Origin of the sequence: Gluconobacter sp. OJA (genome assembly GCF_039638325.1) — a bacterium.
In the GTDB taxonomy this organism is placed as follows: domain Bacteria; phylum Pseudomonadota; class Alphaproteobacteria; order Acetobacterales; family Acetobacteraceae; genus Gluconobacter; species Gluconobacter cerinus.
The window spans coordinates 296,249-318,977 of the sequence record NZ_JBDIWI010000001.1; the positions used below are offsets into that span (position 1 = coordinate 296,249).

At 54.7% G+C, this 22,729-nt stretch carries 23 protein-coding genes and 1 tRNA gene; 17 read left to right on the forward strand and 7 right to left on the reverse strand.

Features of this window, described 5'->3' with window-relative positions; genetic code table 11:
• The first annotated feature begins 12 nt into the window (after positions 1-12).
• Complete coding sequence (locus ABDK75_RS01340) at positions 13-498, forward strand: peptidylprolyl isomerase (RefSeq protein ID WP_099211491.1); 486 nt, start codon at positions 13-15, stop codon at positions 496-498.
• A gap of 36 nt (positions 499-534) precedes the next feature.
• On the opposite strand, the gene ABDK75_RS01345 is transcribed toward ABDK75_RS01340, so the two are convergent.
• A complete protein-coding gene (locus ABDK75_RS01345; RefSeq protein ID WP_339406477.1) occupies positions 535-915 on the reverse strand; it encodes a DUF6525 family protein in 381 nt (126 codons plus the stop codon).
• A gap of 132 nt (positions 916-1,047) precedes the next feature.
• Here ABDK75_RS01345 and ABDK75_RS01350 point away from each other — a divergent pair.
• Positions 1,048-1,123 (forward strand) — tRNA-Lys (locus ABDK75_RS01350).
• Positions 1,124-1,265: 142 nt separating this feature from the next.
• Here ABDK75_RS01350 and ABDK75_RS01355 read toward each other — a convergent pair.
• Positions 1,266-2,105, reverse strand: a complete 840-nt coding sequence (locus ABDK75_RS01355) for a GntR family transcriptional regulator (RefSeq protein WP_339406475.1) — start codon at positions 2,103-2,105, stop codon at positions 1,266-1,268.
• A 53-nt stretch (positions 2,106-2,158) separates the two neighbouring features.
• Between ABDK75_RS01355 and ABDK75_RS01360 the strand changes: the two genes are divergently transcribed.
• The 5 genes from ABDK75_RS01360 to ABDK75_RS01380 all read left to right on the forward strand — a co-directional run bounded on the left by ABDK75_RS01360 (position 2,159) and on the right by ABDK75_RS01380 (position 8,664).
• The gene (locus tag ABDK75_RS01360) at positions 2,159-4,495 is read left to right on the forward strand and encodes a TonB-dependent receptor domain-containing protein (RefSeq protein WP_346004760.1); all 2,337 of its coding nucleotides are present in this window, start codon (positions 2,159-2,161) and stop codon (positions 4,493-4,495) included.
• Positions 4,496-4,578: 83 nt separating this feature from the next.
• A complete protein-coding gene (locus tag ABDK75_RS01365) occupies positions 4,579-5,892 on the forward strand; it encodes a cation:dicarboxylate symporter family transporter (RefSeq protein WP_346004762.1) in 1,314 nt (437 codons plus the stop codon).
• A complete protein-coding gene (locus ABDK75_RS01370) occupies positions 5,889-6,932 on the forward strand; it encodes an Ldh family oxidoreductase (protein WP_346004763.1) in 1,044 nt (347 codons plus the stop codon). Before ABDK75_RS01365 ends, ABDK75_RS01370 begins: the two co-directional genes overlap by 4 nt.
• A gap of 196 nt (positions 6,933-7,128) precedes the next feature.
• Positions 7,129-8,442 carry an AAA family ATPase gene (locus ABDK75_RS01375; RefSeq protein WP_346004764.1) on the forward strand — a complete coding sequence of 438 codons (1,314 nt, stop codon included), beginning with the start codon at positions 7,129-7,131 and terminating at the stop codon, positions 8,440-8,442.
• Positions 8,443-8,505: 63 nt separating this feature from the next.
• Complete coding sequence (locus ABDK75_RS01380) at positions 8,506-8,664, forward strand: hypothetical protein (protein WP_167386119.1); 159 nt, start codon at positions 8,506-8,508, stop codon at positions 8,662-8,664.
• 22 nt (positions 8,665-8,686) lie between these two features.
• Here ABDK75_RS01380 and ABDK75_RS01385 read toward each other — a convergent pair whose 3' ends face one another.
• Positions 8,687-11,332 carry a 2-oxoglutarate dehydrogenase E1 component gene (locus ABDK75_RS01385; RefSeq protein ID WP_346004765.1) on the reverse strand — a complete coding sequence of 882 codons (2,646 nt, stop codon included), beginning with the start codon at positions 11,330-11,332 and terminating at the stop codon, positions 8,687-8,689.
• A gap of 84 nt (positions 11,333-11,416) precedes the next feature.
• Positions 11,417-12,391, reverse strand: a complete 975-nt coding sequence (locus tag ABDK75_RS01390) for an alpha/beta hydrolase (RefSeq protein WP_346004766.1) — start codon at positions 12,389-12,391, stop codon at positions 11,417-11,419.
• A gap of 238 nt (positions 12,392-12,629) precedes the next feature.
• Here ABDK75_RS01390 and ABDK75_RS01395 point away from each other — a divergent pair, with 238 nt between their 5' ends.
• The 5 genes from ABDK75_RS01395 (at position 12,630) to ABDK75_RS01415 (ending at position 16,818) form a co-directional block, all read left to right on the forward strand.
• Complete coding sequence (locus tag ABDK75_RS01395) at positions 12,630-12,947, forward strand: hypothetical protein (protein ID WP_211509525.1); 318 nt, start codon at positions 12,630-12,632, stop codon at positions 12,945-12,947.
• An 80-nt stretch (positions 12,948-13,027) separates the two neighbouring features.
• Positions 13,028-13,666, forward strand: a complete 639-nt coding sequence (locus tag ABDK75_RS01400; protein WP_264648995.1) for a 2OG-Fe(II) oxygenase — start codon at positions 13,028-13,030, stop codon at positions 13,664-13,666.
• Positions 13,667-13,693: 27 nt separating this feature from the next.
• Positions 13,694-14,737 (forward strand): aspartate-semialdehyde dehydrogenase, encoded by a 1,044-nt coding sequence (locus tag ABDK75_RS01405; RefSeq protein WP_064275290.1) that lies wholly within the window; start codon positions 13,694-13,696, stop codon positions 14,735-14,737.
• Between the two features lie 79 nt (positions 14,738-14,816).
• Positions 14,817-15,704, forward strand: a complete 888-nt coding sequence (locus ABDK75_RS01410; protein ID WP_346004768.1) for an N-acetylmuramic acid 6-phosphate etherase — start codon at positions 14,817-14,819, stop codon at positions 15,702-15,704.
• A 13-nt stretch (positions 15,705-15,717) separates the two neighbouring features.
• The gene (locus tag ABDK75_RS01415; protein WP_346004769.1) at positions 15,718-16,818 is read left to right on the forward strand and encodes an anhydro-N-acetylmuramic acid kinase; all 1,101 of its coding nucleotides are present in this window, start codon (positions 15,718-15,720) and stop codon (positions 16,816-16,818) included.
• A gap of 24 nt (positions 16,819-16,842) precedes the next feature.
• Here ABDK75_RS01415 and ABDK75_RS01420 read toward each other — a convergent pair whose 3' ends face one another.
• Positions 16,843-17,265 carry a host attachment protein gene (locus ABDK75_RS01420; RefSeq protein WP_046900557.1) on the reverse strand — a complete coding sequence of 141 codons (423 nt, stop codon included), beginning with the start codon at positions 17,263-17,265 and terminating at the stop codon, positions 16,843-16,845.
• 130 nt (positions 17,266-17,395) lie between these two features.
• Positions 17,396-17,761 (reverse strand): hypothetical protein, encoded by a 366-nt coding sequence (locus ABDK75_RS01425; protein WP_167386120.1) that lies wholly within the window; start codon positions 17,759-17,761, stop codon positions 17,396-17,398.
• On the opposite strand from ABDK75_RS01425, the gene hemH reads away from it, so the two are divergent.
• Entirely contained in the window at positions 17,732-18,763 is a 1,032-nt protein-coding gene (gene hemH, locus ABDK75_RS01430) for a ferrochelatase (RefSeq protein ID WP_211508160.1), read from the forward strand. The two genes, ABDK75_RS01425 and hemH, sit on opposite strands and share 30 nt — an antisense overlap.
• A 58-nt stretch (positions 18,764-18,821) precedes the next feature.
• On the opposite strand, the gene ABDK75_RS01435 is transcribed toward hemH, so the two are convergent.
• Entirely contained in the window at positions 18,822-19,193 is a 372-nt protein-coding gene (locus tag ABDK75_RS01435) for a hypothetical protein (protein WP_046900560.1), read from the reverse strand.
• Between the two features lie 270 nt (positions 19,194-19,463).
• Between ABDK75_RS01435 and ABDK75_RS01440 the strand changes: the two genes are divergently transcribed.
• The 4 genes from ABDK75_RS01440 (at position 19,464) to ABDK75_RS01455 (ending at position 22,729) form a co-directional block, all read left to right on the forward strand.
• Positions 19,464-19,742 carry a hypothetical protein gene (locus tag ABDK75_RS01440; RefSeq protein ID WP_215749873.1) on the forward strand — a complete coding sequence of 93 codons (279 nt, stop codon included), beginning with the start codon at positions 19,464-19,466 and terminating at the stop codon, positions 19,740-19,742.
• Positions 19,743-19,829: 87 nt separating this feature from the next.
• Positions 19,830-21,167, forward strand: coding sequence for a glycoside hydrolase family 68 protein (locus ABDK75_RS01445; protein WP_046900562.1), 1,338 nt, complete (start codon positions 19,830-19,832; stop codon positions 21,165-21,167).
• 201 nt (positions 21,168-21,368) lie between these two features.
• Positions 21,369-22,121: a hypothetical protein gene (locus ABDK75_RS01450; RefSeq protein WP_346004771.1), complete on the forward strand. Its 753-nt coding sequence runs from the start codon at positions 21,369-21,371 to the stop codon at positions 22,119-22,121.
• Positions 22,118-22,729: a hypothetical protein gene (locus tag ABDK75_RS01455; RefSeq protein ID WP_346004773.1), complete on the forward strand. Its 612-nt coding sequence runs from the start codon at positions 22,118-22,120 to the stop codon at positions 22,727-22,729. The genes ABDK75_RS01450 and ABDK75_RS01455 overlap by 4 nt, the downstream gene beginning before the upstream one ends.

Sequence of the window (22,729 nt, forward strand, 5' to 3'; positions counted from 1 at the left end):
GAAGGTTCCAAGATGTCTGAGACCGCAGTACCCGACGGCAATAAGCTGGTTTTCGAACTCAAGAGCGGCAAGGTCGTCATTGAGCTGCGCCCTGATCTGGCGCCGCTGGCTGTGGAGCGTCTGAAGCTTCTGGCGAGCGAAGGTTTTTATGACGGTGTGAAGTTCCACCGTGTGATCGAAGGCTTCATGGCACAGGGCGGCGATCCGACTGGCACAGGCACCAGCGGTAGCAGCTACCCGGACCTGAAGGCCGAGTTCACGGACAAGGCAAAGTTCGAGCGTGGCACACTTGGCATGGCCCGTACGATGGCTCCGCACTCTGCAAACAGCCAGTTCTTCATCATGTTCCAGGACGTGCCGTCCTTGAACGGTCAGTACACGATCGCTGGCAAGGTTGTTGAAGGCATGGAGTATGTCGATCAGATCAAGCGTGGCGCTGGCTCGTCAGGCGTCGTCAAGGATCCGGACACCATCGTTAAGGCTTATGTAGAAGCCTGAAGCTGTTTGGGCTGTTCTGAGTGTCTTGCGGGACGCTCAGGCAGCTTGCTGCTTGTTCTCTGGTGTGCGCAGGACTGTCACTCCTGCGGCATCATGAGGGTAGGGCGAGCCGCATTGAGCGGTGTAGCGCTCTGAAAAGGCCTCGCGTTCGAGGCGTTCACAATAATCCAGATATTTGATCAGGGCTCGCTCGGCACGCGGAGTGCGGCCGTAAATGCGCTTGTAGTGCTTCCACAGGATCAAGGCGTTGACGGACCAGGCATCATAGACGTGTTCGTTCAGGCGTCTGCGAATGGCTGCTGGAAGCTGGTCGAATGCATCCCACTCGTTCCCCTCAAAGCGTTGCCAGATTTCATGCCGTACAGTGCGATCGTTTAAGGCGGAGTGAGTGGTCAGGTTGTTATTTTTGGAGCGCATACGGGGGCTTTTTCAGGCTCTGAATCGGTAGTATTTAATACGTTATAACATAACCAAAAAAATTCTAGTGCTGTTTTCCGGCTGCTGGAGGTTGACCTCCATAGTGGTTGTGGGGTAGCCATCCGCTCGGATGAACCGGTAGCTCAGTTGGTAGAGCATTCGACTTTTAATCGAATGGTCCTGGGTTCGAGTCCCAGCCGGTTCACCATTTTCCTTTTAGATCAAATATGTTTGGAAAACTTCGCCTAGGGCGAAGCATATTTGATGATGGGCTCCGTCAGCCCTGCGCCATTAGCAAGCAACGCTTTCAAGCTAATGATTTCGTCCCAAGCCAATATGCGATGTCAGCCTCACGGCACGAAAGAAGCTTTGCCACGGAGTTGGTCCGCACAGCGTGGTTTCATTTTTTTCCGGATGCTGAGTGCTTTATCAAGATGCGTCAGATGGGCATCCATGATCTTTATGGCATCTTTTACCTTGTTTTTGCGGAGTGCGCTTACAAGTCGACGGTGGTTGTCGCAGGATTGCTGCGCGTCTGCCTTGGATTGATACAAGGTGGCGATCAGCACGATCCGGGTTGTCAGTTCTTCAAGAATGTTGGCCAGAATAGAATTCCCAAGCGCTGCGGCAAGGTGAACGTGGAAGTGGCCTAGAAGGTAGCTCCGACGACCCAGGTCATTCTCATCGATGGCACGCTGTTGCTCCAAGACATGTGCTTCGAGCTGCTTGATCATCTCTGCACTAATATTTTTCTGAGTCATGAGAAGACCGATTTCAACAGATCGGCGTGCTTCGATTGTTTCCCGGGCTTCTTCGACGGTAGGTTCAATAACGAACCAGCCTCTTCTCGGTGAGACTGCCACAATGCCTCGGCTACTGAGGCGCATCATTGCTTCTCGCACCAGTGTTCGCGAGACCCCGAAGATCTCGCCTAGGTCTTTTTCTCCCAGCCGCTCTCCTGGTGAAATCTCTTCAGAAAGAACGGCCTGTATGATTCTGTTCTCGATGACATTGCTGCTTGCTGGCTGCATCGATTTTTTCCGGTCTTCCATGGCAGCTTTTATGCGCCTCCTTTTTTGAGGGAACAAGCACAACAGAAGATCCGAAAAAGGAATATTCCGGCTTCGATCATTTTTAATGTGGAACAAGAACGGTTTGTATTCTATCTGGTATACAAGATTTGCCGACATGGTGAATTGCGACACATCCTGACTGCTTCACATCGCCGATCTGGAAATGCCCGATGTCCCTTGTTTCGCCCTGCCGCTCCCGTTCTGCTCTCTCATTGCGCGTCACGCTTCTGTCCACAGCTCTTCTGTCCTGTGCAGGCAGCGCGGATGCTGCTGTAGTGGCGGCGAAGCGGAACTTGCATCCCATTGCCAAACATGGCTCTGGAACAGCACGGCATCGTACAGTTGATGCTTCCGCGGCGAGTAATGAGGTCGTTCACGTTAATGCCCGGCGCGGTGTGACTGGCGCAGGTCAGCATGAGGCGCATTCTGAAACGGTACTGTCCCGTCAGGAGCTTCAGAATCGCAACGTCCGTCAGTTGACAGACATCGTTCGTGTTGCGCCAAATCTGACTATTCAGCCGTCTTTTGGAAGCTCTGCACTGAACTTTGCATTGCGCGGTGTCGGGCTGATGGATTTCACCCAGAACAACACCCCGTCCGTCATGCCGTATGTCGATGGTGTGGCCTATCCGGTGAGTATTATGACTTCGGGTATGCTGTTTGACATGGATGACATTTCTGTCGCGCCTGGTGCGTCCGGTTTCACGCATGGGCAGTCCACCACCGGTGGTGAGATTAATTTCCACACGGGTGATCCTACCCCTGAGTTTCATGCGGGCCTGACGGAAGACATTGCAAGCTATGGTCGCAACCGGGTCGAGGGGTTTGTCTCCGGGCCAATTTCCAAGTCGGTTTCGTTCCGTTTGGCAGGGCAGTCCATGACGGGGGGCGGCTTCCAGCACAATTCGCAGGGCGAAGGCTACGGCAACTCCAATATCGGAGCGCTTCGCGGCAAGCTGCGCTGGAAAATCGACGCAACATCGACGCTGGACATTGGCGGGCACTGGACGACTGACCAGTCCGAGACGTCTTCGGGGCATAATTTCTATAACAGCTACGGCGTTCCTGTGACGTCAGATATCATGCAGACGGAATGGGGACTTGATCCGCGGTTTGCGAAAATTATCGGTATCAACGGAGCTAATCAGAAGCCAAGGGAAGACAATATCTTCTGGGGGGCGAATGTCCGCTATACGAAGGACTTCAGCTGGGGCCGGTTATGGACGCTGAGCGCTTTTGAAGCTGTTGACGAGCATGAACTGACCAACCAGACGAACTCGGTCGCGTCCTATGGCAATATGTTCCGCAACAACCAGACGAATGTTTTCTCGCAGGAAGTTAAGCTTGAGTCCCGGAATCCGCATGCTCGCTTCCACTGGGAAGTCGGCATGTATTACAGCCGTGCACGGATGGCGCAGAATTTCTGGTATGATTCATCAGACCGGCCTGGGACGACACCGCTGAATGAGACGTCCTATCGTCAAAATCAGCAGAACTTCAATCAGTATGTTCAGCTTTCATATCGCATTCTGCCGAAGCTGACCCTGATCGGGGCGATCAGCCATGAGTCGGACGACCGGCAGATGCTGAATGTTGTCAGCGCTGATTACGATCTGAATACGGGTGCCAGAACGCATGTGCAGAACTTCGGCAATTCAGGGGCACTGACAAATCAGTTCGCTGGACGTGTCGGGGCACAATACCAGTTCAATCCTAGCGTGATGGGCTATGTCATGTTCTCGCGTGGCTTCAAGCCAGGAGGGTTTTCGGCCAACATCACCCAGCAGGCCAGCCAGCTAAAGCCGTTCAAGGCCGAGCAGGTTCTGACGTATGAGGGTGGTTTCAAAACGATGCTGTTCAACCGGCGTCTGCGCTTTAATGCAGCCGGTTTCTATTATGATTATCGGGACCAGCAGCTGCTCGGGACCATCCTTGTGCCACCGTACGGTGTGCTGGGCGGCTACGTGAATGCACCGCGCTCCAACATTTATGGCGCTGAGTTCGATATGGAAGCACATCCGTTTCATGGGCTCGTGCTGACACAGAATTTTGGATACCAGAACGGCTCTTACTCTCAGTTCCAGAGCCTAAATCGCAGTGCCACAACCGCCCAGTTTGCCTCAACGGGTGTCTGGTCACCTGTGAATACGAACTATAATGGCTACAACATGGGGCTGGCCAATCTGACTCTTTCAGGAGCGGCTACCTACACCTGGTCCATGTTCCATGACTACAAAATGACTTTTGACGTCGATTATAATTATCGCGGCGCACAGACGCAGCCGCAGCATATTGGAGATGGCGGGATCTACCGTGCTCCGGCCTATTTCCTTGTGAACTCGTTCCTGACGTTTGCGGCACCGAAACAGCATTGGTCTGTATCGGTTTATGGGCAAAACCTTGCTGATCGCCGTTACTGGCTTTCTGGCGGGACGCAGGCCACTTTCTATGGCGTCATGCCGGGTCTGCCACGTTTCGTAGGCGCAAAAATGAACGTAACGTACTGAAAGAATAATCAGGACCTGAGCCGGAGTGCAGAGCCTCTAGCCGGCGTCAGGTTTTCTGAAGGAACGACGGGAAGAAGGTCTGGATGACGAGCAATACGAGCCTTTCGAAAGATGCGAAACGCAGGTTTCGTCCAGGGATTTTCTCTCAGGTTGTGATTGCAACTCTGATCGGGGTTCTGGTTGGTCTGTTCGCACCGCATGTTGCAGGGCAATTCCGATGGCTCACTGATCTGTTCCTTCGTCTGATTCTGATGGCGGTCGGCCCGCTGCTGTTCTGTATTGTCGTGACGGGTATTACGGGCGCGGGATCGCTAGGTGCTGTGGGACGACTGGGCTTTCGGTCCCTGATTTATTTCGAGGGTATGACCACGCTCGTCCTGCTGCTGTCGGTTGGGGCAGCAATGCTTATCCGGCCCGGACAAGGACTGACTTTTACGCCCAGCCCTGAGGATGCCCATATCGTGGCATCCTACGCTGCGAATGCTCACCTTCTGCACGGGCAAGGTTTTACCGGGTTCATCCTGAGTCTTGTTCCACGGTCTCCGGTTGCCGCTTTCGCCGAAGGGAACATTCTCCAGATCCTGTTTTTCGCCATTCTGACAGGATGTTGCCTGAGCCGGATTGGGGACGCTGGTGCACCTGTTACACGCCTGATTGAAAGTCTCTCGACGCTTTTTTCAAGAATGATGCGCCTGATTATCGCTCTGGCGCCGCTAGGAGTGTTTGGGGCTGTTGCGACGACGGTAGCAGAGTACGGACTGGATGCTATCGGTCGGCTTGCGTCGTTCGTTGTGCTCTATTTCGCAGCTATTGCAGTTTTCATTGTTGTGCTTTTGGGCGGCTGCCTTTTGGCGTGCGGTGTTCATCCGTGGCGCTTTGCCCGTTATTTCCGTGAAGAGATCCTTATTGTCACGGCGACGACCAGCTCTGATTCAGTTCTGCCAAGCATCATGGCAAAGCTCGAAGCCATGGGCGTTTCCAGGCAGGTGGTTGGCTTGGTCGTTCCTGCCGGGTATTCGCTCAATCTGGATGCACTATCGATCTATCTCGGCTTTGCCATTGTGTTTCTGGCCGATGTGACTGGTACGTCTCTGACGCTGACGCAAATGCTCTCTATGTTGGCGACGGCACTGATTACGTCCAAAGGGGCTCATGGAGTTCCGGGGATTGCGATCGTCGTTCTGGCTGCCACGTTGGCTGCTGCTCCTTCCATTCCGCTCTCCAGTCTTGTGCTTCTTTTGGCGGTAGACTGGTTTATCGGAATTGCCCGGGCTGTTGGTAACCTGGCAGGAAACTGTGTTGCTCCTGTTGTTATGGCGGCGTGGACTGGGGCGCTGGATCGTCAGCAGGCCCGACATATTCTGGCTCCCCGTGCGAAAATGGAGCTTCCGTCATGAGCAGCGTGACAAAGCTTTTGTATTATCCGGAAGCGTTGCTGTCTGAGCGTGTTCACGTGTGTCTGGTGGAAGCCGGAGCGCAGGATGCAGACGCCGAAGCCACGACCCGGGCTTTGCTTCATGCGTCTCGTATCGGGGTCGACAGTCATGGTGTTCGGCTGGTGGGACATTATGTGCGGCTTCTGCGGTCTGGCGGGGTGAATTCCCTGCCTGTGCCTGTCTTCACCAGAACAGGGCCGGCAACTGGGCAGTTGAATGCTGATGGCGGCCTGGCTCATTCTGCGGCCTATCGCGCCATAGATGAAGCCGTGGCGTTAGCTCGGGGCGCTGGAATTGGCGCGGTTGGAGTGCATCATTCCTCGCATTTCGGAGCAGCTGGCGCGTATGTCGTTGAGGCTGCAAGACAGGGAATGATCGGTTTGATCATGAGTAACTCTGACGCAGCCGTGTCTCTGTTTGGGGGCGCCAAGCCATTTCACGGAACAAACCCTATTGCGATGGCCGCCCCGACTAGTGGTTCTGATCCGTGGCTTATGGACATTGCGACGTCCTCAATTCCATTCAACCGCGTTAAGCTCTATCGCTCTCTTGGCTTGTCTTTACCATCAGGTGTGGCTGCGCGTGATGACGGACTACCCACACGGGATGCACAGTCAGCTGCGTTTCTTCAGCCACTCGGTGGGGAAGAGTTTGGTTTCAAGGGAGCTGCACTGGCTGGGCTTGTTACCATACTGGCAGGCGTTCTGACGGGGGCGGCACTAGACCCGGTTATGGTTGGCACTGATGAAGAGCAGAGCGACCGGAAGCGGCAGAACGTTGGCCACTTTGCAATCGCCATAGATCCAGCAAGATTTATTGGCCAAGCGGCCTATGATCTTGCGATGCGCTCTTATCTTGATCTTTTAAGAGATGGTCCGTCCGTTAATTCGCATAATCCTGTTATGGCGCCGGGTGACCGGGAGTGGCAGGAAGCTCGAAAGCGTGCCGAGACAGGGATTCCGGTCGATCCCGACACGCAGCGAATTCTTGGTTTGATTTGAGGGCATAATTTATTCCCCAAAAATAGCAATCGGCACGTCTTGGTTAGGACGTGCTGTTTTTTTTGGGGGGGAGAGGAGGCAGTCAGACCCAAACTATACCTCGCTCTATGTCATCAGTTTGCGCCCGTGCTGCTTTTTTCCTGGTCCATTTGTCCTTTTGGTGGAGAAGGGGGCGAGATTGTGAGAAGGAGACACCATGGTTGCGCTCACTCCTTCTCAGAAAACGGCTCTCGATGAAATCATCAAGGCGCATGCTGAAAAGCGGCCTACGCATTTACTGACGGGGTATGCCGGGAGCGGTAAGACGACCCTGATGCAGGAAGTGGCCACGCATTTCCTTCGTTTGAATGTTGTGACCGTGATTACGGCGCCGACACACAAGGCCACGGCTGTACTGCGAAGCAAGGTGGACAAGACAGTCGAGTGCCGGACCATCCAGAGCCATTTGAGCCTTCAGCCGTCATCTCAGGGTGGTAAAACCACTCTTGTACGCGCGAAGCGCCCGCAAACCATTCCGGATGGCGTGGTGATTGTGGATGAGTGTTCCATGATTTCGCGTGAGCTGATGGGGTGGATCCGGGATTTGCTCAAATACTGCTTCGTGCTGTTTGTGGGTGATCCAGCGCAGCTTCCGCCGGTCGGGGAAGACGCTTCTCCGTCTTTTGCTGTCCCGTCGACATCGCATCTTGAGACAGTGGTTCGGCAGGCGGCGGGTAATCCCATTCTGGAGGCTGCTACGATCATCAGGCAGAGTCAGGGTGGCGATGTGGACTGGAGCTGGGTTCAGGATGCCCGGAAAGGCTCCTCCGGGTTATTCGTCCCCAAGGATGTTGAAAGCTGGGTGCGCAAGGCCTTCACGTCTGATGCATTTGACGCAGACAATGATAGCTTTCGTTACCTGTGCTGGACGAATGACCGGGTTCATCAAGTGAACCAGATGGTTCGACAATGGCGGTATGGGGAGACGATTGATCGTCCCTTTATGCCGGGAGAACGTGCCGTCGCGCGTGCGCCTTTCAGTCGACAGAACGAAGACAAGAGCCGGCAGCAGATTGCGACTAATGAAGAAGTTCTGGTCATGGATATTCAGGCGTCTCGTTTGTCGTACCGTTTTGACGCCTGTGGATCTCTGGCGGCATGGACAACGGATTTACCAGCTTGGGAGCTGACTGTGCTCACGCTGGCAGGAGAAGAAATTACCGCGCATCTGGTGCAGGATCCGCGGGATCTTCAGAGCGTGGACCGTCGGCTGGTTCAGGAAGCCAAACAGGAGCGCAAACGCTGGCAGCAGCGGTTTGCGTTTCAGAGTGCGCTGCTTAATTTGCAGGCCATTTATGCCATGACGGTGCATACGTCTCAGGGCAGTACGTTCCGGAATGTTTTTGTGGATCTGGGTGACATTCGACGTCGGGCAGGAGGAAACCCTCTTGAGACCCAGCAGCTTTGTTATGTAGCCCTGACCCGCGCGACGGATATGGTCTTTCTCGTCAATACTGGCTCTGCGAACTGAAAACTGACGGTTGATTTACTGAGATTTCCGTTGGTGAGCTCGAACGAAACAAGGAATAGGGCGATGCGGGTAAAAGTTGGTCTGGCTCTGGCACTTCTGGTGGCTCTGGCTGCTTGCGGGCCGGATTATGGTGGACAGGGTTCACGCCAATATCGGGGAGATGGGTTCGGTAATACGGGTTCAGGTCGGAGCAGTTATGGATATCAAGGTGGCCCAACCTGAAAAGCGTTTGCTGGCCTGAGCGTCAGGCCAGCGCGTCCTGCACCAGTTTTTCCTGCTGCGCCGCATGTGCACCAGGAAGACCGGTTGCAGGAGAGGCAGCACTTTCACGGCCCACATAATCAGGGCGCTGTACCTTGTGACCGCACTCCCGAAGAGCGCGCTCGATCCGACGATCAACAAAAATCCAGGCACCATTATTTTGGGGCTCTTCCTGGCACCAGACAATCTGTTCAGCAGCTGGATAAAGCTCCAGTTGCTGGATCAGGGCGTGATGAGGGAACGGATAGAGCTGTTCCAGCCGGATGATGGCCACGTCCGTGCAGGACTTCCGCGCCCGCTCGGCAGTCAGGTCATAGAAGACCTTACCGGAACACAGGATAATTTTTCTGGGGTTGGTAATGGTTTGCGGGTCTGCCAGGACTGGCTGGAAACGCGTGTGCGGGCCCATCTCAGCAAGCGCAGAAACGGCTTCCTTATGGCGAAGCAAAGACTTGGGCGTGAAGATGATCAGCGGCTTGCGGCAGCGGCGCGCAATCTGGCGGCGCAGAGCATGGAAATAATTAGCCGGGCTTGTGATGTTACAGACGCGCAGATTGTTTTCTGCACACAACTGAAGAATGCGCTCTGGTCGCGCGGATGAATGTTCAGGGCCGCCACCTTCATACCCATGAGGAAGAAGGAGCGTCAGGCCGGATGTACGAAGCCACTTGGTTTCCCCTGAGGCGATGAACTGATCCAGAATGACCTGTGCGCCGTTGGCGAAGTCTCCGAACTGGGCTTCCCAGAGAACCAGTGTGTCCGGGTCGCCGAGGGAATAGCCGTATTCGAAGCCTAGCACTCCGAACTCGGAGAGGGGGGAATTCCAGAGGTGCAGTGGGGCCTGATGGGGGGCGATATGGGCGAGGAGCGTTTCTTCCCGTCCCGTTTCCTGATCAAACAGCACAGCATGACGCTGGCTGAAGGTGCCGCGCCGGCTATCCTGACCTGACAGGCGCACAGGATGCCCGTCCATTGAGAGGGTGCCAAACGCAAGGGCTTCGGCTGTGGCCCAATCGAGAGGGCCACCGTCCGCGACGGCTTTGCCTCGGGCGATAATCTGACGTGCAAGGCGGGGGTGAACGTTCAGGCCCTCTGGAATAGTGCCAATGGCCTCTCCGATCATGCGCAGACGTTCCATCGGAACGCCGGTCATGGGTTGGATACGTTCGGGTTCATCCTGGAGGCGGGTGGAATCCTGTGGTCCGTCTAGCCAGTCGGTTGCGTTTGGCCGGTAATGCTCGGAGGCTGCGAATTGCTCTTCCAGTCTTCTCTGGAAGTGCTGCCACATCTCCTCAACCTGATCCGACGTCAGAATACCTTTACGGATCAGGGTATCGGCATAGAGACGACGCGTCGTGGGTCGGGACTGGATGGCATGGACCATGGCAGGCTGGGTGAAGGCGGGTTCGTCGGTTTCATTGTGGCCATGGCGACGGTAGCAGACGACATCCAGTACGACGTCTGCGTGAAAATCGCGGCGCCATTCATGTGCCAGCAGGGCTGCCCGCGCGACAGCGTCCGGGTCATCGCCATTGACATGCAGGATGGGGGCCTGAACGGATTTGGCGATGTCCGTGTTGTAGACACCGGAATGAGCGTCAGATTGAACGGTCGTGAAGCCGATCTGATTGTTGATGATGACGTGGACGGTTCCGCCTGTGCGGTAGCCTTCAAGTTTGGAAAGGCCCAGCGTTTCATAAACAACGCCCTGCCCGGCGAACGCAGCGTCTCCATGAACAAGAATACCAAGATGGTGATCGCGGTTCTTGTCTTTTTCACGATCCTGATCAGCGCGGACGCGACCGAGAACAACAGGGTCTACGGCTTCAAGATGAGACGGGTTTGGCAGGAGGGAAATACGCAAGGTGTGGCCTGCGTGTTCCATCGTGGTGGCGGTGCCGAGATGGTATTTGACGTCGCCAGACCCTTGGATGTCATCTGGTTTGAAGGACGCGCCAGCAAATTCGCTGAAGATTGCCGCAAAGGGCTTCCGCAGGATATTGGCCATAACGTTCAGTCGGCCGCGATGTGGCATACCCAGCGATACAGATTTTGCCCCATCGCGTGCAGCGGCATCGATCAGGGTCCGGAGGGCGACAATAACGCTCTCTCCACCTTCCAGACCAAAGCGGCGCATTCCCATGAAGCGCTTTTGACAAAACCCTTCAAAGCCCTCTGCACGAGTCAGGGCCAGAAGAATGCGCTCCGGCTCCATCGCTGGCGTCGAAGATGACGTCTCAAGCCGGTCGATCCACCATTGTCTCTGCTGCGGGTCCTGAATGTGCATGAATTCGGCACTTAAGGTACCAGAATAGGCGCGGCGCAGGCGAGCAAGCAGATCACGGTCTGCGTCGGGTGGGCTAAGCTCAGGGATGTGCGGTGTTGGTGCGAGACCGAGTGGATCCAGGCGTGCGAGAGCGTGGCCTCGCAGACGATAGGCATTTTTCAGGGCCTCAGCGCTACTGTCCGACGTGTCAGTCGTCGGACGTTCAGCACCAAGGGTTTCGAACAGGGCGGCGAAAGCTGGGTCCACGGACGCAGGATCGGTCTGCCAACGGGCATGAAGCTCAGCCAGATAGACAGTGTTTGCGCCGTTGATGGCATCGCGGTCGTCGCGGTGATCGCCCATGAAAAATCAGTCTCCAGTCACAGGGGCGCGAACTCTAGCCCATCAGAGCAGGTGGGGGAACGCATTTGGATAATGCATTCCGTGTCAGTCTCTAGATGGGGTGAAGAACCGCTTCATGGAAGTGATTCGTCTGTCGAGGGTACGTTTTGCCACAGGAGTTGCTGTCACATCAAAGGTATGGAAGGCCCCAGGGACGATCTCCAGTTCCACGGAGACCCCGCTTCGGATCAGTCGTTGGGCGTAGAGCAGGTCTTCTTCGAGAAACAGATCCAATGAGCCGATTGTCATAATGACAGGGGGCAGCCCCGAGAGATCGCTGGCGCGGGAGGGCGCGGCATAGGGAGAAATATCGTCAGCGCCAGGCAGGGAGGGTGCGAGAAGAATCCCCCAGGCGTAAGTGTTACTGGCACGCGTCCAGACGAATTCTCCCGCGACGGGAGATGGGTTTACCTCTTTGTCGATCGTCCGGTCATCCAGCATCGGATAAATCAGGTTTTGAAAGAGAATGGCTGGCCCATTACGGTCTCTGGCCAGCAGGCAGACAGCCGCCGCAAGATTCCCGCCTGCGCTCTCTCCGGTAACGGCGGTCTGATCGCGGCGAATATTCAGGGCGTCAGCGTTGTCATGAATCCAGCAGAGCGTTGCGTAGGCATCTTCAATGCCACCTGGGAAAGGTGTTTCTGGTGTGAGGCGGTAATCCGGGGAGATGACAAGGCAGTTCAGATCCTGGGCAAAGCGGCACAGCTCGGCAGTGTTCTGTTCGGGGCGTCCAGCGCAGTGACCTCCACCATGGAAGTGCAGCAGAACCGGACGTGGTGTGGAGCTTGTCTCTTTAGGTTGAACGGTCAGAAGGCGGATGGTTCTGTCGCCGTCAGGGGTTGCAGGGATGTGACGTTGTTCAACAGTTACCTGAAAATCTTCAGCTTTCTGAAATGCTTGCGCGGCGCGGTTCTCAAGGGCGTTTCTCAGGTCCGGAAGTGTTTCTGGTGTCAGGTCAGTGGCAGGAAACTGGTTTAGGGTCGGAAGGAGTTCCGGAAGGACAAGTCGCGCTGTATTCATGAGAGCATTCCTGAAAAATGGGAAACCTGATCTTTAGAGCATTCCTGAAAAATGGGAAACCTGATTTTTTGGTGGCTTCAACGTCTGCCTGAAGGGGAGGTTTGAGGCATCATGTTTTAAGGCAGAGCGAAGTTTGCCATAAAATTGCCGCAACTTTTGAGCGGCACGCAGCGTCATACAGGCAGTGCCTTCTGGCAGTTTCTGGAAATTGCGAAGGACATGTCGAGGAGTTCAGCTCATGCGTGCTCTGCTTGTCTGTCTATTTTTAGCTGTCACGACCCTTATGACGCCGGATGCTTCGGCTCAGGGTCTGGAAAGTGGTATGCTGTCCGTACGGATGAGACTTGCTGAAGATGCAGGGATGTCTGGTGTGGACCGGCGGTTGATTGTTTGTCGGATCAATCCGCGTCTGTTGCATACGGTCTGGGTTCCGAACGTGAAAGAACCGCGTCAGCCGCAGGTTTGCACGGGCGGCGCTAACCGGCTTGGGGCGGGATATGTCCGCTATCTGTCAACCAGCCGCGTTTCAAAGGCGCAGAAGCCACTTCGCGGGTAAGTTTCTTTCGTGAGAGTTGGTGTTGGCGTTTGTGGAATAGGTCTTGCCGGGTCGTTGGGGCAGGGCTAGCCTCGGCCACTATGTCCAACATTTCTCTCGATTATGATGCTCTGGCGCATACGCCGATTGCGGAGAAGCCTTTCCCGCATGTGGTTGTGCCGCATTTCATCAGCAATGATGATCTTCAGTCCATTGTGGCTGATCTGCCGGACATGCAGTCCGGCGGATCTTTTCCGCCGGAGGCGCTGGAGCTTACACCTCGTGTGAATAGCATGATCGAGGAATTGCAGGGTCCTTTGCTCAAGGACCTGATTGCGGAGAAGTTTGGCCTGGACTTGGCGGATGCACCGACCATGCTGACGGTTCGTGGTCGGACGCGTGAAAAAGACGGGCGCATTCACCGGGATTCCGAAGCCAAGCTGGTTACCGTGTTGCTGTATCTTAACCCGCGAGACGAAGACTGGTCTTCGCGGGATGGGTGTTTGCGTCTGTTGAATGGCCCGGATGATGTCGAGGACTATGACGTCGAAGTCACGCCGGCTGAGGGAACGCTGCTGGTGTTCCCTAATGGTCCGACAACGTGGCACGGACATCGGCAGTTTATCGGGACGCGGTATGCGATCCAGCTCAATTATATGGCAACGGGCCGGAAGGCTCGGTACGAACTGGGGCGGCATCGTCTTTCGGCGCTGGTCAAGCGCCTGCCTTTCGTAGGCTGATTTTTTTACAAGGGAACGGAAAACATCATGGGTTATCGGGTTGCGGTTGCGGGCGCCACGGGAGCGGTGGGGCGCGAGCTGCTGCGGATTTTGGCAGAGCGTAATTTCCCTGTGGACGAGGTCGTGGCACTCGCGTCGCCGCGCTCTGTCGGACGGGAAATTTCCTTTGGCGACAAGGCAGTGCTGAAGGTTCAAAACCTTGAGACGTTTGATTTCAAGGGGTGGGATCTGGCGCTGTTTTCGCCGGGCGGAGAAGTATCGGCGATTTATGCGCCGAAGGCTGCCGCTGCGGGTTGTGTCGTGATCGACAACACGTCCCATTTCCGTATGGAGCCTGGTATTCCTCTGGTGGTGCCAGAGGTGAATGCGTCTGCGCTGAAAAAGGCGCGTCGCGGAATCATCGCCAACCCGAACTGCTCAACGGCGCAGATGCTTGTCGCGCTGAAGCCACTGCATGATCTGTTCAAGATCAAGCGGATTGTCGTCTCGACCTATCAGGCCGTTTCCGGTGCGGGCAAAGACGGAATGGACGAACTGTTTGGGCAGACCAAGGGCACCTTCGTGAACGACCCGCCGACGGTGGCTCAGTTTACCAAGCAGATCGCGTTTAACGTCATTCCGCACATTGATCGTTTCATGGAAGATGGAGCGACCAAGGAAGAGTGGAAAATGGCGGTTGAAACCCGCAAGATTCTGGATCCGGACATTCAGGTTCTGGCGACCTGTGTCCGTGTTCCGGTTTTTATCGGCCATTCCGAAGCGATCAGCATTGAGTGCGAGAAGCCGATTGACCTGAAGAAAGCTCGTGAGGCTCTGCGCAAGGCTCCTGGCGTCATTCTGCGCGATGTACGCGAAGACGGCGGCTATGTGACGCCGATTGAATGTGTCGGGGAGGATGCAACGTATGTGTCTCGCCTGCGCATTGATCCGACAGTCGAGAATGGTCTGGCACTTTGGTGCGTCTCGGACAATCTTCGCAAGGGTGCAGCACTGAATGCCGTGCAGATTGCGGAAAGCCTGGTTGAACAGGGTCTTTTGAAGAATGGAGCCTTGTTTCCTGTAAAGGAATAAGGGAGTTTTCTGAAGTTCTGGCGCGTCTGAAGGGAAACTTTCAGACGCGTTTTTTATGTCGAGATGAAAAGGGTCATTCGTGACTGTTCCCCGCACAGAAACGGTTCTTGAAGCCAATCAGACTATTGAACTTCTGCCTTTGAATTCGCTTCTGGGACGGCTGTTGGACTCCCAGAAAGAGGCTTTGGAGCGGGTCGAAGAAGCACTCCCGTCCATTGCAGCCGCGGTTGAGGCGAGTGTGCCCCGTCTTCAGGCTGGCGGTCGGTTGATTTATGCTGGGGCTGGAACGTCTGGTCGTATTGGGGTTCAGGACGGGGTGGAACTGACACCAACGTTTGGACTGCCGCCTGAGCGGCTGGTTTTGCTACTGGCTGGTGGTGCTGGTGCAGGGACGCAGGCTGTCGAAGGCGCAGAAGACAGAGAAGATCAGGCGCGCGTTGATCTTGGAGCATACGGGCCCACGCCGAATGACGTGGTCATTGGTGTCGCGGCGAGTGGCAATACGCCTTACACCTGTGCTGTTGTTGAAGCCGGGCGTGAGGTCGGGGCTTTGACAATTGGGGTAAGTGGAAACGCGCATTCGCGTCTTCTACGCAGTGCTGAAATCGGGATCAGTCTTCCGACGGGCGCTGAAGTTTTGGCTGGCTCCACGCGGATGGCAGCAGGGACGGCCCAGAAGGTTGCGCTTAACCTGTTTTCTACCGCTTTGATGACGCGCCTTGGGCATGTCTATCGCGGGCGTATGGTCGATATGCGAATTAGCAATGACAAGTTGCAGTTACGTGCCGAGCGCATGGTGTTCGAATTGGCTGGGGGAACGGACGAGGAAGTTCGTGATGCGTTGCGGTTGGTTGGCGGCAATGTAAAGCGGGCAGTTCTTGTGAGAAAGGGTGTGTCTGTCGAGAAGATTGAGACGCTTCTTCAGGCGCATAACGGCAATCTGCATACGGTCCTGGCCTCTCTCTGAAGGTAAAAACCTGATGTCTTTCGAGAATATGCAGTGGGCCATTGGTCTCATGAGTGGCACGTCTCTTGATGGGGTGGATGCAGCTCTGGTGCAGACGGATGGGGAGCGAATTGCTCAGTATGGGCCAGCCGTGACGGTTCCCTACGACTCTGCTTTGCGGGCTCGACTGCGCCATTTGTTGGATCATGCTGCACATCTGGCAGAAGATGATCCGGATATTTTGGCTGCCGAACGGGACGTAACGCTACGGCATGTGGATGCTGTTCGGGAGCTTATGACGCTGGCTCCAGATATTCGCCCTGATATCATTGGCTTTCATGGGCAAACTGTCCTGCATCAGCCGGAAAAAGGGCGAAGCTGGCAGATTGGTGATGGAGCGCTTCTTCAGGCGGAGTGTGGCGTCCCGGTTGTTTATGATTTCCGTGCACGGGATCTGGAATGTGGTGGTGAAGGCGCGCCATTGGTGCCCGTTCTGCATGCCGCACTTTTGGAAAGCGAGACGCAGTCTGTCGCTGTTCTGAATATTGGTGGCGTGGCAAATGTCACCTTGCTCGGGCCGAACACAGAGGGGCAGCGTCAGGTCTGGGCGTGCGATACCGGACCGGGAAATGCTCTTCTGGACGACTGGGCGGAGCGCCATACTGGCGTTGCGTGTGACGTCGATGGCGCGTTAGCGAAAAAAGGGATGGTAGACAGAGCTATTTTAGAAAGCTTGCTGGCAACGCCATATTTTCAGCGTGAAATGCCAAAGTCGTTGGACCGTTTGAGCTTTCACGCTTCTGCCATGCAGGCCGTTGAAGCGCTTTCTACTGAAGACGGTGCTGCGACACTGCTGGAGTTTACGGTTGAAGCGATTGCTCGAACACCCATGCCAGTCAAACCCGCTAAGTGGTTTGTCGCTGGAGGGGGACGCCACAATCCAGTTTTGATGGAGCGTTTGCGCTCACGTTTGGGATGTCTCGGGTTCGTCGATGATCTTGGATGGGACGGAGACGCACTTGAGGCCCAGTGCTTTGCGCTTCTGGCCGTCCGTTATGTACGTAATCTTCCTTCGTCGTGGCCACAGACGACTGGGACGGAAAAGCCTTGTGTGGCAGGCCGCTCAGCACGCTGAGCGGTCTGCCTGTCTGCTCGGATTTTAGACTGATGCAAGTTCCGGCCAGCCCGTTTCCGGACGGTCCAGATGCTTTAGCAGTTCATGATCCGGGGTGTTCGTAAGATCTTTTGTGAGGCTTTTGAAAAGCTTCTTGGACGTTGGCTTGTCCAGGCTTTCACGGATGTCGTGAAGAGACTGCGCTGGAGCTATAAGAAGGATTCCCTCAACATTGCTGTCCTGTGCAGCCTTGTTGATGTGAGCCGCCAGATCTTTCGCGAAGTGTGTCTTGAGCTGCTCCTTTGGGCTTGTATGAGCAGCCTTGAGCGAACCTACATCCTTGGCTGCGTCTGAGCCCTTATGGATATCGAAGTTTTCGATTGTTCTGAGCTGTGAGCCTTCCAGGCGAAGGAAACGAGCCTTTTCACCATCAGCGACGACGTAGATGACGGGGTCTTGGGTTGCCATTGTATCAGATCCTTTCCCGATCAATCAGATTGGTCAGGATCTGAACGTGGGCGGAGCGCTGGGGTTGCCCTTCCAGAAGGGCTCACCTCGATTCTTCAAGGCTTAGGATCATGATAAAAAAGGATATTTTTCAGTGAAGGTTATTTTTTTGACGTTTGGATGAATTTTTCTCTTGAATACCGACGGCGATATGATCACTCTCAGTATTGAGCCCACGGAAAACTTTCCCAGAGGGTTCAAGGAGGCAAATATGGCTCTGATGAATACTTTCATGCCGTATATCGGAACGATCGGTGCTGTAATGGCGGTGATCTTTTACAATGCTTCCCGCCGGGTTGAACAGCCAAGTCTTTCCTATGCACGTGTAAAGCGCCGACGATAGCGTCCCGAAAGGGACGCGCATCCCTCGGTTAATGTGTTTTTTCTCTTTCGCCATTTGTAGCCCTGTTTCACACTGAAGGGTACTATGGCCTTCTTTTTCAAAAAACCCCAGCATGCCTCTCCGCCTCATGGACGGACAGGCATCCTACTTCTCAATCTCGGTACGCCTGATGACACCAGCTATTTGGCGGTGCGTCGGTACCTGAGTGAGTTCCTCTCCGATCGGCGCGTTATCGAAAGTTCGCCGCTGATCTGGCAGCCCATCCTGCAGGGCATCATCCTTACCAAACGACCATTTGCCAGCGGTGCAAACTATGCACGAATCTGGGATCGGGAGGAGAATGCCTCTCCGTTGCGGGTCTATACCCAGCGTCAGGCTGAGAAGCTTCGCCTTCGGTTAAAAGCAGACGGTGTCCCTGTTGAGTGGGGCATGCGCTATGGCCGCCCATCTGTTGCGCAGGCTGTTGAAAGTTTGATGGACCAGGGATGTGACCGTATCGTCAGCATTCCACTTTATCCGCAATACTCCTCAGCAACGACCGCCACGGCTAACGATCAGCTTTTCCGGGCATTGATGAAGCTGAGAAAGCAACCAGCTGTTCTGACGGTTCCGTCTTTTCCAGATCATCCGGCATTTGTACGGGCCTTGGAAACATCTGTGTTGAAGACGCTGGAAAGCCTTTCCTTCAAGCCCCAACGAATTGTGGCGTCGTTCCATGGATTGCCAAAAGTCTGTATCGAAAAGGGCGACTCGTATCAGGACGAATGTGTTCGTACGATCGCTGCCTTGCGTCAGGCATTAGGGCTTTCTGAAGAGCAGATGCCGCTGACGTTCCAGTCGCGCTTCGGGCCGCTTGAATGGATTCAGCCTTATACGGCCCCTTATGTAAGTGCTCTCCCGAAGCAGGGCATCACGAAAATTGCAGTTATCATGCCGGGCTTTATGGCGGACTGTATTGAAACGCTGGATGAAATTGGGAATGAACTTCGAGAAGAGTTCATGGAAGCGGGCGGCGAAGAATTTGCCCTTGTGCCCTGTCTGAATGATTCAGACGAGTCGGTTGACCTTCTGGAGGCATTGTCTCGTACAGCCCTGAGAGGGTTCGGAGTAGGTTGAAACTGTTTGGATACTCATGAAAAAGGCCCGGCTGTTACCAGCCGGGCCTTTTTTGTTTTTAGTGCTGCGGCGCCTGCGGAGCTGGCGCATTTGTGCCTGGCTCGGGGTGTTCTGCGTCGTACCACTGAGCCTTCTGGTTCACGGACGTCGCATCGTGGTGGCTCTGCCACCAGCCGCCGGTATTCGGGGCTGCCGGATGCTCCTTGTCCCAAAGAGCAGCCTTCTCCCGCAGATCCTTGCGATACAGGTGGCGGCGATACATGCCAGCGGCGCATCCACCAACGGCGCCAATAACACCATGGTGGTTGGCCAGATGTCCGCCTACGGCACCGGCTGCACCGTACTTGATGCAGCCACCCGGTTCGGCAAGGGCCGGGGTAGCGGTGAGGAGGGCGGCCAGAGCCAGAGCAGAACGCATTGAGCGTGTCATGGAAGTTTCGTCTCTCTTATCGGTCTCTTGGAAGAAAGAGACTTTCTGAATGTCGAAACTAGGTATGTGGGGGGAAGGTTTCAACTCTCTGGCGAGTAGAGATGGTTTTTAGGGTTGTGTTGCGGCCAGGTTTTTCATATAACTGTGGCATTGAGCCATTAATCGTTAAGCAGATGGCTCAATCATCAATATCAGAAAATGATTTTCATAAGAGGCTGACTCCACGAGGGGGCAGCCTCTTTTTTTATGAGCCTATTAGGATTTCAGGCTGTGGATATTTCGGGTTTTGATCTTTCGGGTCTGCTTGCTGACATTCCGGCCCGCTATGAACTTTGGGTGGCTCTGCTGATTATTGGCTGCAAGCTGATAACGGTTTTCTTGCCGCCTCCACAAAATACATCACGGTTCGGCGGAATTTACCGCGTCATTACCCTTCTGGGGTTGAACTTTGGCTGGGCTGCCAATCGTCTTGAGCGGCAGGTCGGTAAAGTGACTTCAGCTTCTGGGAGTGGAGAAAGCGTAAAGAAGGACGCTTCTCCGAAAGCGTAAAATACTCTGGCTCCCGAATTACTTGGAATTTTTTCCTGAGAGCCAGAAATTTTTTCAAATACTTATTCAGTATGGATCAGTAAAATTATGAATGCTATTTCCTCCCAGTCTCTGGTGCAGGCAAATTTTTCGCGTCCTGTTCCAACCAAATATCCTGTTTCTCGCTGGACGATTGCGGATGCGCTGAAGGTTCGTACAGACGATCCGACGACGACCATGCCGGTGATCGATTACCAGTTTCCCATTATGTCCAATGACGTCATGATCTGGGACAGCGGTGCGCTGCGTGACATGCACATGCGTACCGTGACGTTCAAAGGCTGGTTCGTCCTGTGGTCGCTTGCCGTGGACAAGATCGATAAGACCAACGCCAAGATTTATGACGAATGGCACTCCCGCAATGACCGCGCTTATATCGGCTACTGGTATAGCCGCGATGGTGTGGAGTGGACCTGGGGCGGCCGACTGTTCCAGACCTCTGCCGATCTTCGTCCGTGGGAATGGTCCGGTTCTCTGGTGATGCGTGAGGGCACCGAGAACAAGGTGGATATGTTCTACACGTCCGTCGGTGCGCCTGATGGCAACTCTGTTCCGGCGGTCAGTTCCGGCACTATTCATGCAGATGACAAAGGTGTCTGGTTCGACGGCTTTGCCACAAGCACGGAAATGTTCAAGGCAGATGGTGTTCATTACGCCAATGCGTCTGAAGATCCATATTTTGACTTCCGTGATCCGCAGCCGTTCATCAATCCGGGCGATGGCCAGCTCTATACGCTGTTTGAAGGCAACGTCCCCGGTGCGCGCGGCCAGTTTGTTATCGGCACCGATGAAATGGGTGCGGTTCCGCCAGGATATGCGGTGGATGCTGGCGCACAATATGGTGCAGCAGCGATCGGTCTGGCCCGGTGTGTCTCCGGCTGGCGCAAGGGGGATTATTCCCGGTGGGAACTGATGCCTGCTCTGGTAACGGCTCTTGGCGTGAACGATCAGACCGAACGTCCCCATTTCGTTTTCAAGGACGGTCTGACCTATCTGTTCACGATCAGCCATCACTCCACGTACACGGGCAAGAGCACGGGGCCTGATGGCGTTTATGGCTTTGTGTCCGAGAAGGGTATTTTCGGCCCATACAAGCCCCTGAATAGCTCAGGGCTTGTACTTGGTAATCCGTCTTCGCAGCCGTATTCGACGTATTCGCACTTTGTGGATGCGGAGGGCTATGTTCAGTCCTTTATCGATACCATTCCGGCTGCCGGTCAGAATGCGGAAAATCCGGATACTTACCGGATTGGCGGTACACTTGCACCGACGGTTCGTCTGGTTCTGGATGGTGATCGGACGTTCCTGACAGAAGTCCATGATTACGCGCAGGTTTTTGCCCAGTCTGCCTGGCCGGCCTCTCTGGCGTATGACGTCAGAGCCTGAGTGTCAGAGGCTCAGGTTAAAAAGATCTGAGATTTTTTGATAAGGCGTTGATGAAAGCCACTCCTTTACGGGAGTGGCTTTCATTGTTTTCGGAGCGTTTTGGCATGTGCCTTGGCTTTGCTTCGATCAGAACGAAGAACTCCCTGCAAATACGGCATGCCGCTCTGGTTTCTTCATTCTCTGTGCGTGGAGTGTTGATGAATGATTGAGCGTAGACTGGGCAAGTTGCCTCCGCGTTATGATGTACGAACCTATCGGCTTTCGCCCGTTCTGACGGCGCGGGTTCCAGACGTTCCAGAGCACCAGGACTGGTCCCAGGGGGTGCCCTATCAGATGTGGGGTAATGATCAGTTCGGATGCTGTGCTTTTGCAGCTCATGCGGCTTTGACAGCAACCTGGACAAAAGTGGCTCAGGGGCTGGTATTGCTCTCCAGCGAACAGGTTCTTCAGAACTATGGGGCTGTCACGGGATTTAATCCGGTAACGGGTCAAAATGATAATGGCACGATTTTGCTGGAGCAACTGCAATACTGGAAGAGCACTGGATTTGTTCGGCCGGGGCAGACACGAGATTATCTGACGGCTTACGGTATTATTGATTCCCATTCAGTGAGCGGTATCAAACGCGGTATTTCCTATCTGGGCGGCGTCTTGGCAGGGGTGCAGGTTCCGCGCGGGTTCATGAGTCTTCCATTAGGTACCGATTGGGATTGGGATGCTGTGCAGGACCACGTTTTTGTCGGAGGACATGCTATCGCGCTGACGGGGTACACACCGGACGGTGTATTTTTTAATACATGGGGCAGCCGGACCTTCATGCCGTGGAATACGTTCCTGAAGATTTGTGATGAGGCCTATGGGCTCGTTAGCAGACAGAACTGGCTCACAGTGCAAGGTCTTTCGCCAAAATCTGAAGACGTACAGGCCCTTGTTGCTGAAATGAGCGCAGCATGAAGCCGATATATTTTTTGCCTGTATGGTTGATGCTTTCAGGATGTGTCTTTGGTTCTGGTGAACAGACTTCGGTGAGTGCAGCGTTGGCCGGTGTTCAGAAGGATCTGGCTAAAGCTGGTGTCGTGAGTGTTTCCGAGGTTCAGGACTGGTCCGCAGAGCAGTCTCATCGCTTTGATGGGAACGTGCGTGCGCTACAATGTTCGCAACATACTCTGGACCCGGTTGTCGCGCTTGTTTCCGGGCCAGTGACAATGCAGCTAAATGGTAGTTTGACGCAGTCTGGTTCATTTTCTGTGTCTGCGCTGACAACTGTGCCTGTCATTGGCATTGCGGCAGATGCCAGCCGTTCAAAGACGCAACAGTTGAGTTTGCCCGTTCAATTCGTGCCATTGTCTGCTCTTCCTGACGCGGAGATGCAGCGTGAAGTGGAATATGCCGGCGCTCTGCTCGGGCAACCTGGCGATGTTCGGGATAAAGAGGCAGGCAGAATTCTCAATGCGCGGCAGGCCTTGTACACGCATATTCACAGCCTTCAGGCTCCAGAAATTCTAGCGGAGTGTCAGCCGAACCAACCCGTGCATCCCTTTGTCGGGCTGAAACCTTTTTGA